Below are 8,368 nucleotides of genomic sequence, written 5' to 3' on the forward strand. Positions count from 1 at the left end.
AAGGGCGCACACAAGGCAAAAACAAAAATGCTTATTCTTTTAAAGAGGTGCTTTATCTTAAAATCGACCACGACCGCCTCCAGATTTACCTGCTTTTGCTGCCGCCCCTGCCGCACTTCTAACAGCGTTACCGGCAGCTCCTGAGATTTGTGAAGTGGCACTTTTTACTGCATTGCCACTCGCTCTTGCACCATTGGAAAGCATTGTAAAAATCTGTCCTCCTGAAGAGACACCAGCGTTAAAGTATGGTCCGCCAGAGGCCAGCGCTGTTGCAATACCAGGAAGCGCACGGAAGATAATAACTCCTATGATCGAAATGACGATGACAGGGGGAAAAAGAACATAAATTGATTCATATGAAACTTTGAGAACCTGTAGGATAACTTGACATATAATGGTTCCAAGCATGATTACGAGAACTTGTAAAATGGTAAAATTGATCAAAGTTGTAATCCATGCATCGGAGTATTTTCGCGTTGCATTGAACAAATACAAACTAATGAATAGAGGCCCAAGACCTATAATCATGACGAGTGCAACTTGTGCAAACATTTGCACAATAAAACCACCTATACAAAAAAGAATAACCGCGAGAAGCATGATAGAACCAAGAAGACCCACAATGATCTTTTCAAAAAACCAAGCATTGTATAAGACTTCTTGATAACGCGAACTTGCCTTTAACAAAATATAATCAAAAACATTGGAGCTTGCAGGGTTACTGTTAAGCGCATTCCCAATAGCATTGGATAAATCATTGAAGAAAATATCCTTGACATAAGTATTAAATGTATCCGCATTCGTTGCCATTGTTGTAACAACAACGATTTTAACAACATTATTGAGAAGACTATGCATGGAAAGCGCAACGCGACCTGTCATAACATTATAGCCATAAAGAAAGATAAAAATGATTGCGGCGAGATTTAAGGGCGCTGAAATAGCAGAAGACAGCCCACTCACCGTCGTGTCCATCACATTATCAAGGGGTTTTAAAATATACCCAGAAACGCTTTCAAAGGGAGAAAAACTAAAGTCTGACATTTGTACTTGTACTTTCAAGTTTTTCTTTTAATTCTTTTTCTTTTTCTTTTAATTGTGCCTCAAGATATTTATGCTTTTTTTGTTCCTTTTCTTCACGTAATTCATCTTTTGTCTTCGTATCTCTTGCTTGAATCATATCAAGAGACTGAAGTTTTAAAGAAGCTACTTGAAGATCGGCTTGAAGAAGAGAAAGCTTTACTTGAAGATCTTGTCGAAGGGCTTGCAATTCTTCTGGTTTTGTGTCTGGTTTTGATTTAATATTTTCAAGTTGTTGACTTATGTCTTTGATTTTTTTTGCAGTTTCAGTTGCGCTTTTATAAATGTTTTCAGCTGTTTCTGATTTTGCAGCATCTAATTTTTGTGTGTTCTCGAGTGCTTGTTTATAATATTCATCCACATCAGATGTTGTTTGCGCTATTGCATGAGAAATAAAAGAAAAAGATAACAGTGTAACTAAGCCATATTTTTTCATTGATTTTTTCTCCTTTGATAAAATATGGGCAGCCATTTGTCAGGGGCAGCTCCATATTCGTTGATAATTTCATTCATGAGTTCAATGTTTTTTGTTGTGCCGCTTAAAACGGCGATCTCATCATTCATTCCACGTAAGTTAAGTTCTGCAACGACGGAACTTTGTCCTTGTTTGATGAGAAAACGACGGGACTCTCTGCTTAACTCTGACTGTATCAGTTCAAATTCACGCTCAGTAAGTTTGAAAGCTTCGACATAATCATTGTAATTTGCTTTTTGATTTGGAAAAAATATTTGGGTGGGGCATTGCTCAATGATTGTGTGCGCGATTGTTGAGTTCAAAGCATCTTTAGGGCTTTGTGTTGCAAAGAGCATCATGCCATTTTGTTTACGAATTGTTTTTAGCCGATCTTGCGCAAAAGCTTTAAATGAATCATCTTCTAAAGCTTTCCAGAATTCATCAACGACGATAATGATGCGCCGCCCATCAATCAGATCAAGAATGCGGTGAAAGAGATACATCATTAAGGGGCGCCGAATTTCTTCATTATCTAAGAAATCGGTCATGTCATAGCCAATGAACTGCGCATTTAAATTGAGATCATCTTGGTCATTATCAAAAACCCATCCTAAATCATTGCCTCTAATCCAGCGTTGCAGCCGTATGGCAATTCCTTCTTTGGATGTGTTGTCAAAAAACAGTTGAAGGGCACCAAGAGAGCGCTGGGTTGGGGGTAAGTTTTCCAAGGAATCAATGGCTTTGGCGATATCTTGTCGCTCTTCTTCTGTTACGATTTGCCCTTCAGCGGTCACCAGCTTTAAGATCCAATTACGAAGAAAGATTTTATTTTTTTCGGTGTATTCCATGCCCTTTAAGGGAGCAATACCCGTGGGCTGCCCATTTTTTAAAGGTTTGTATTTCCCTCCTCCAGCCCGTACAAAAATCTCTGCTCCTTGATCTTTATCAAAAAAAACCATTGTTGGATTGTGTTTTTGTAATTGTGCAAGAAGAAAATTAACAATCACTGTTTTACCAGATCCTGATGGACCACAAACAAATGTGTTGCCAAGATCGCCATAATGAAAATTAAAATAGTAAGGTGAACCAGCCTGTGTTTTTAGCAATGCGACAGCAGCTCCCCAAACATTATCGTTCAGTTTGCCAACAGGGAAAGAATGGAAGGGCGATAAAGCGGCAAAATTTCTGCTGGTAATGGCGCCTGAACGCGCACGATAGCTAAAGTTTCCAGGAAGCTGTGCCCACCATGCTGCTTCCAATCCTAAATCTTCTCTGGCAATCACGGCTCCTCCATTGGTTAAATGGGAACGTGCTTTTGATAAGTTTTCAGACAATATTTTGGGATGATCAGCAAAAACAGCTAAAGAAATGTGGTGTTCTCCCAAAACAAAACGGTTTGATTCTAAATCATCTAGCGCTTCATCCAGTGCATCGATTTGTGAGCTAGCACGGTCAGCTGCATTGATCATTTGATTTTGTTTGCGGCTCATAATCGCACTGGCGGCTGCCTTACTTTTAAAGACAAAGGATTGTGTTAAAATGAATTCAAATGGCACCGTAAGCAGACCATCAGTCATACCTGGGCGTGTTTTAGAAGGATACTCTTTCCATCCAAACATGCCCACAAAGCGTTCATTGCTTTCATGGCGAATTTCGATAATTTCTTTCCCAAAAATAACACGATCCGAGTAAATTGTTGAAGCAATAGTTCCAAATGTGAGAGGAATACGCTCACGTCTTCCCCCCACTAGCTGGTGGAGAAATTCACTTTGTTCGGCAAATAAAAGTCCTTCATGTTCATAGATTGATAGTAGACGGACTTCATACTCTTCCAAACCTTGCATAAGATCTTGACTTAACTCTTCGAGTTTACGAATAGCTTCTTCATCGGGCTCAGATTGTGTTTTCTTCGCTTTGCTCAAGCGCTGAAAAAATGAAACCAGCTTTTCTGTTTTATCCGCAGCCGGATTCCAAACCAGTGAAATAAATAGATCATTTCTATACAGTTCTTGCGAAACCATTTTCTTTTTATATTTTTCATCTAATGTTGTTGCAAAAGATGAAAGAAAATGACCTTCTGGGTATATCGTTTCACGGCGGCGGATGATGTGAGAATATAAAGCAAGCCGTTCATCTGCGATATTTTTTAAAAGGGTGTTTAATTGGTTGTGTAAAGAATTTAATTGATCAATATCCGCGGTGTCGAAATTTATACCCTCAACAGCCATCACAACCATTAAACAGCGTGAATTTAAAGCAACGACATGTTGGTTGATGTAGCGTATATAGGGAATATATTCTTCAGGCAAAGTTTCCCGTTTCATTATTGACATCTGTTTCACCAATTTCGTTCCTTCAGCTTAGTTCCTTATAAGTGCGGATAAGGCGTAAAGGGGAGGTTGAACCTCCTCCCCATCGGTTGAGGTTTTTTTGTTTTCCTCGGGTATTGAGCCATGCAAATAATACGCGAAATTGGTTGTGATCGTACTTTGTCACTTCTCGCAAAATAAAGTGTATCCCAATCCCAAGACCAAACATGGTAAAATCACTGGTCAAAATGAAAAGAATGGATGTCGCCATGACATTGAGCGCCATGGCTTCCATTGTAACACCAGCAAACATGGCTGGGCGCGTACAGGCAAGGAAAAGAGTATCTTCGTTCATTTATGTTGTGCCCGCTAATTTGCCGACGAGAGTGGGGGCACCAAAAACAATAGCAATCCCCAGAACACAGTAAGCTGCTTTGCGTAAATCAATAAAGCCGTACATCCAACCAATCCCCACAGCAGCAACACATATAATAGCAATAAGCCTTGCCGTTGGACCCGTCATCATTGTGACAATGTTGTCTAAAACACCATCAAGCTTCCCGAAACCACCTCCATTAGTAGAAGAAGCAGCATAAGAAGGATCTGATACAAGCAATGCTGTAAAAAGCAGCATGGTCACGATAAAAATGATGTTTTGGAATCTATTATCTGTCATTTTACCTCTCTTTAACAAATAATATTTGTTTATATGTCGACATTCCATCGCCTCTAACAAACTGGAGAGTGTTGTCATTTGATGACAGTTTAATTCTTCTCATTTGTTTGTTTTAAAAGCCTTGATCGTGGATCTGTTCACTCTCAAGCTCTTCTTCGTAAAGAGACAGAAGTCTTTTCAAATTGAGATTGTGTTATATGAAAATGGCAATTTTAAGTTGTGTATATTGGTAAAAATAACAATATTAAAATAATGAAAGAAAGAATATCATTCTTTACAAAATGTAGTTAATCTGCAACACTTATATTTGGATTTTTTCTTTAAAAACAAGGGGATTGCTGATCAATAATCTGACATGATAGGAAAAAAACGAATTTTTTGAGCGAGCGTGTTAAGAGATGCTATTTAAATTGATTGTTATTATTTACATTATGGGGGCTACGGTGTGGGGATTAAGCCAATATAAAGATAAAATGGATTTCAGCATTCTTAAAACATTTGAGACGCAAGATATCCAAGATATTGTTGATCTCTATCGAGAAGAAAAAAAGTTGGGTAGATCTATCACCAAACAGCAATTAGAAAAAAATGAACCAGCTCTCGATTTGCAGAAGAGTGTTTCATTAAATGATGTTGCAAATAATGCTGTTGTTTTTCATGGTAAGGCTTCTGTTACAAGTGGGGTTACATTTAAATTACTGACGCCTGCTGCACAATCTTGGCGCTCACATATCTCCCGTGATATTCATCTTTATGGTGTTGACACATGTGCACCCCGTCAAAAAGCAAGATTAAATGATCAAGAATGGCCCTGTGGTGCGGTTACAACGGCTTGGCTTGTCACCAAAACACTTGGGCAGGATTTATCCTGTAAACAGGCTTTGATGCACAATGGTGTTTATTATGCGCAATGTTTTGTTCAAGGGGTTGATTTAGCTGAGGAAGGTCTTAAAGAAGGTATGTTGGTACTCTCAAAAGAGGGGAAAAATCCTATTCCAGCCCAGTATCATCATGCGGAAGAAAAAGCACGTGGCAATAAGATTGGTCTTTGGTCGAGTGATTTCACTGAACCTTTAAAATGGCGGCGAGATAATGGATCCTATAACCCCTTTGCTAGTCCATGATTGGTTTTAACGAACATATTTACTTAAATTTTTATAGAGAAAACTTTATCAATAAAATTGTACCAAATCGTAGAGCAAATTTGAATAAACGGTGAGATTATTTTCGTTTAGGAAGTAAATGGATGGTACTTTCCTTTTCAAGGGAGGGTTGCTTTCAAAATCGCTTCTCTATTTTTACTTATGTGTTTTATAAAAGCGGGAAAATGTCATTGTTGGTGGCAAAGCATTTTTGAGTATTTGTGTTTGAAGGAGAAAGTGAGGCGATAAAAAACGCTCAAGAAACGGATTTCTAGAGCGGTGTTGATAAAAGTAAAAAATAAACAGACCCAAAAATGGTGTAACGTTTGATATAACGGATAAAATCTTTCACAATGCCTTAAAAGAATTCATAGCAAAAGTTTTTTCATCAGAATTTTGTCTTCAGGATTGGATCACGTTTTTTACTTCTTTAAAAGTGATCAATCTGTTGCATTCCTTGAAAAGCTTTCATAATTATCTGCTTTTAAATTCAGACTTTCAAATGATGGATGGATTTCAAATAGACTCTATACGAAGAAATCTTCGTAAAATGATTTGCATTGCTGATTGTTTTCTATATATCACAAAACGTTTCTATTTAGGCCTCGATGGAGGAACAATAATCAACATACAAATAGGTAAAAAGAGTTCATACTTTTTTGTTATGGCTGCATAGTCCATTGATCGTGAGATTTAAGTATTATAATGCTCATAGGCTTTCTATAGAGCTAGGGGCGATGCCTATTGCAATGTAACTATTTGAAATCAGTTGAACAAAAGCATTAATGCGCCTTCTGATTTCATCGTTTGTATTCAGTTTGGGCTCTTTCCCTTCTTATTGTATTTTATGACAAACTCATACGATGGCTATTGTGAGCTCTTCTTGCGTCACTTTACTCAGAGTGTTCACTTTGAAAGCAAGCAAGTGGATAGTGAGGCTGTATTCTCATACAGTGTGAAAATTCAACCCTCATTTGGGGGGATAATATTAACAGATAAGGTATTTAAAGAGGAGTAAAATGAAAAAAATTATTTATTATGCATGACTCTATTATTCGTCGTGGGGTGTGAAAAAACTATAGCCTAGAAGATTTTAAAAAAGATGCAAAATTAAGAGAAGAATGGGGAACGAAGTGTTTTCTTTCAGGACAATTTGTTAAGGAATCTAAAAATTGTCAAAATGTCTTACAAGCAGATACTGAAATGTTTTTCTCGCCAAAGCTTGATGCTCTAGACCGTGGTCATGTATTTTAATAAATACATATTACTCAACAGTAAAGTGTGATATAAAAATTCTAAAATAAAGAAGTTACGGCTTAACGAATGCTCGCTTCTTCAATTGTTATAGCGGAATTTTTTTATCATTTTTCATCTTTCAGATGAGCTCCCCAAATCATATTCGCAATCCTATTGTTTGTTTCAACTTTATCAGATTGAGGATTATAATCATGAGAGAACTGGATAGCATTGTCTTATAGAAATATCTCTCAAGGTATCCAAGCCTATTTTGCGACGCTGTTCGTAAAGGGTATATAAAAAGCAAGTAAAATAAAATAGTTATGTCTAATATGGGGGAATAGGTGAATCTTGATTCTATTGAGTTTTTTTGCCTCTATCCCTCATCTTTTTGAAGCTTTTTTATCGCCTCTATAGCTAACCTTTTACGGTCTGCGCTCTTTGTGTAAAGAGATGCCATAGCATCATTTGTCCAGCCAAAGAGTGCTTTCAATTGTGATACTGTTGCACCAGAGTTAGCTGCGCGTGTTGCTGCTAATTTTCTTAATCCATGCGCCGATTTTTTAATTCCAGCAGCATTACAAGCGTCTCTAAATGTATCGCCAAAGCTTTCTTTGGAGAGTTTTTGATTAGTTTTACTACAGATGAATGTTTCTACTCCAATAGGACCAGCTTCAAGCGTTTTGGCTAATTCCGGTAAAATAGGTAGAAAGACATCTGTTTGGAATTTACTTTTCTCTGTTTTGAGATGAATAATATTGTCTTTGACATCTTTCCAGCCAATGCGAACCGCATCACCACGACGTAAGCCCGTATACAAAAGGACATCAATCCAGACACGTTCATGGGTACCATGGGACCATCTTTGATAATATTTCTCAACATCTTCTTCTGTCCAAACAGGAAAGCCGCTTTTATTTTTAAGAGGAGGTTTTTTGACGCCTAAAGCTGGATTATTTTCCAAAAGACCTTGATCAATTGCCCAATTAAAAAGTCCATTAAGGGCTTTCAGAAAGTTTCTAGCCATTGCTGGTGTTTCTTTGCGCCGTTCAACACCGGCTATGATATGTTTCTTTTCAATTGCTTGGTATGGAATATTTCCTATGGAGTCGCATATCTTCATAAGAATGTATTCTTTTTGTTTCTTTGTAGTATTAGAGTAGCTATGCCAATTAGAGCTGTTAAAGTATTGTTTAAGCAGCCATGCAAATGAACCTTCAACAAGTTTACCAGTTTTTGATTTAGGAAGTATAAGTCCTTGTAACTCGGCAAGTGCGCTTTTGTAGTTATCAACAAACTCTTGCGTTCCATAGGTACCGCGTATTCTAATGCGTTTGCCATGACCAATACGTACATACCATACAATTTTGCCATGTTGAGTAATTTGTTTAACGAGATGAGGAGGACGTGGTTTAGGCATGGTATTTTACATCTTAGAGAGTGCGGTTTCGTAATATTCATTCTTTGACAA

The 8,368-nt window shown here is 37.6% G+C and carries 7 protein-coding genes and 1 pseudogene; 2 read left to right on the plus strand and 6 right to left on the minus strand.

What is annotated here, in order from left to right:
* Positions 1-57: 57 nt before the first annotated feature.
* From ACFINK_RS07210 to ACFINK_RS07230, 5 genes are read right to left on the minus strand one after another with little or no spacing between them, the layout of a single operon-like run.
* The gene (locus ACFINK_RS07210) at positions 58-1,044 is read right to left on the minus strand and encodes a TrbL/VirB6 family protein (RefSeq protein ID WP_375610597.1); all 987 of its coding nucleotides are present in this window, start codon (positions 1,042-1,044) and stop codon (positions 58-60) included.
* On the minus strand, positions 1,031-1,516 hold the full coding sequence (locus tag ACFINK_RS07215; RefSeq protein ID WP_375612193.1) for a type IV secretion system protein VirB5: 486 nt from the start codon (positions 1,514-1,516) through the stop codon (positions 1,031-1,033). Before ACFINK_RS07215 ends, ACFINK_RS07210 begins: the two co-directional genes overlap by 14 nt.
* Entirely contained in the window at positions 1,513-3,867 is a 2,355-nt protein-coding gene (locus ACFINK_RS07220; RefSeq protein WP_375613568.1) for a VirB4 family type IV secretion/conjugal transfer ATPase, read from the minus strand. The genes ACFINK_RS07215 and ACFINK_RS07220 overlap by 4 nt, the downstream gene beginning before the upstream one ends.
* 22 nt (positions 3,868-3,889) lie before the next feature.
* A complete protein-coding gene (locus ACFINK_RS07225) occupies positions 3,890-4,198 on the minus strand; it encodes a VirB3 family type IV secretion system protein (RefSeq protein ID WP_273723684.1) in 309 nt (102 codons plus the stop codon).
* Positions 4,199-4,519, minus strand: coding sequence for a TrbC/VirB2 family protein (locus ACFINK_RS07230; protein ID WP_375638526.1), 321 nt, complete (start codon positions 4,517-4,519; stop codon positions 4,199-4,201).
* Between the two features lie 398 nt (positions 4,520-4,917).
* Between ACFINK_RS07230 and ACFINK_RS07235 the strand changes: the two genes are divergently transcribed.
* Together ACFINK_RS07235 and ACFINK_RS07240 are read left to right on the plus strand one after the other, a co-directional pair.
* Positions 4,918-5,643: a hypothetical protein gene (locus ACFINK_RS07235; RefSeq protein ID WP_375638527.1), complete on the plus strand. Its 726-nt coding sequence runs from the start codon at positions 4,918-4,920 to the stop codon at positions 5,641-5,643.
* A 1,149-nt stretch (positions 5,644-6,792) separates the two neighbouring features.
* A pseudogene (locus tag ACFINK_RS07240) lies at positions 6,793-6,915 on the plus strand (EexN family lipoprotein); the annotation flags it as partial.
* A 358-nt stretch (positions 6,916-7,273) separates the two neighbouring features.
* Here ACFINK_RS07240 and ACFINK_RS07245 read toward each other — a convergent pair.
* Positions 7,274-8,317, minus strand: a complete 1,044-nt coding sequence (locus ACFINK_RS07245) for a tyrosine-type recombinase/integrase (RefSeq protein WP_375638528.1) — start codon at positions 8,315-8,317, stop codon at positions 7,274-7,276.
* Between the last annotated feature and the right edge of the window lie 51 nt (positions 8,318-8,368).

Origin of the sequence: Bartonella sp. AA16NXGY (genome assembly GCF_042197325.1) — a bacterium.
Classification (GTDB): domain Bacteria; phylum Pseudomonadota; class Alphaproteobacteria; order Rhizobiales; family Rhizobiaceae; genus Bartonella.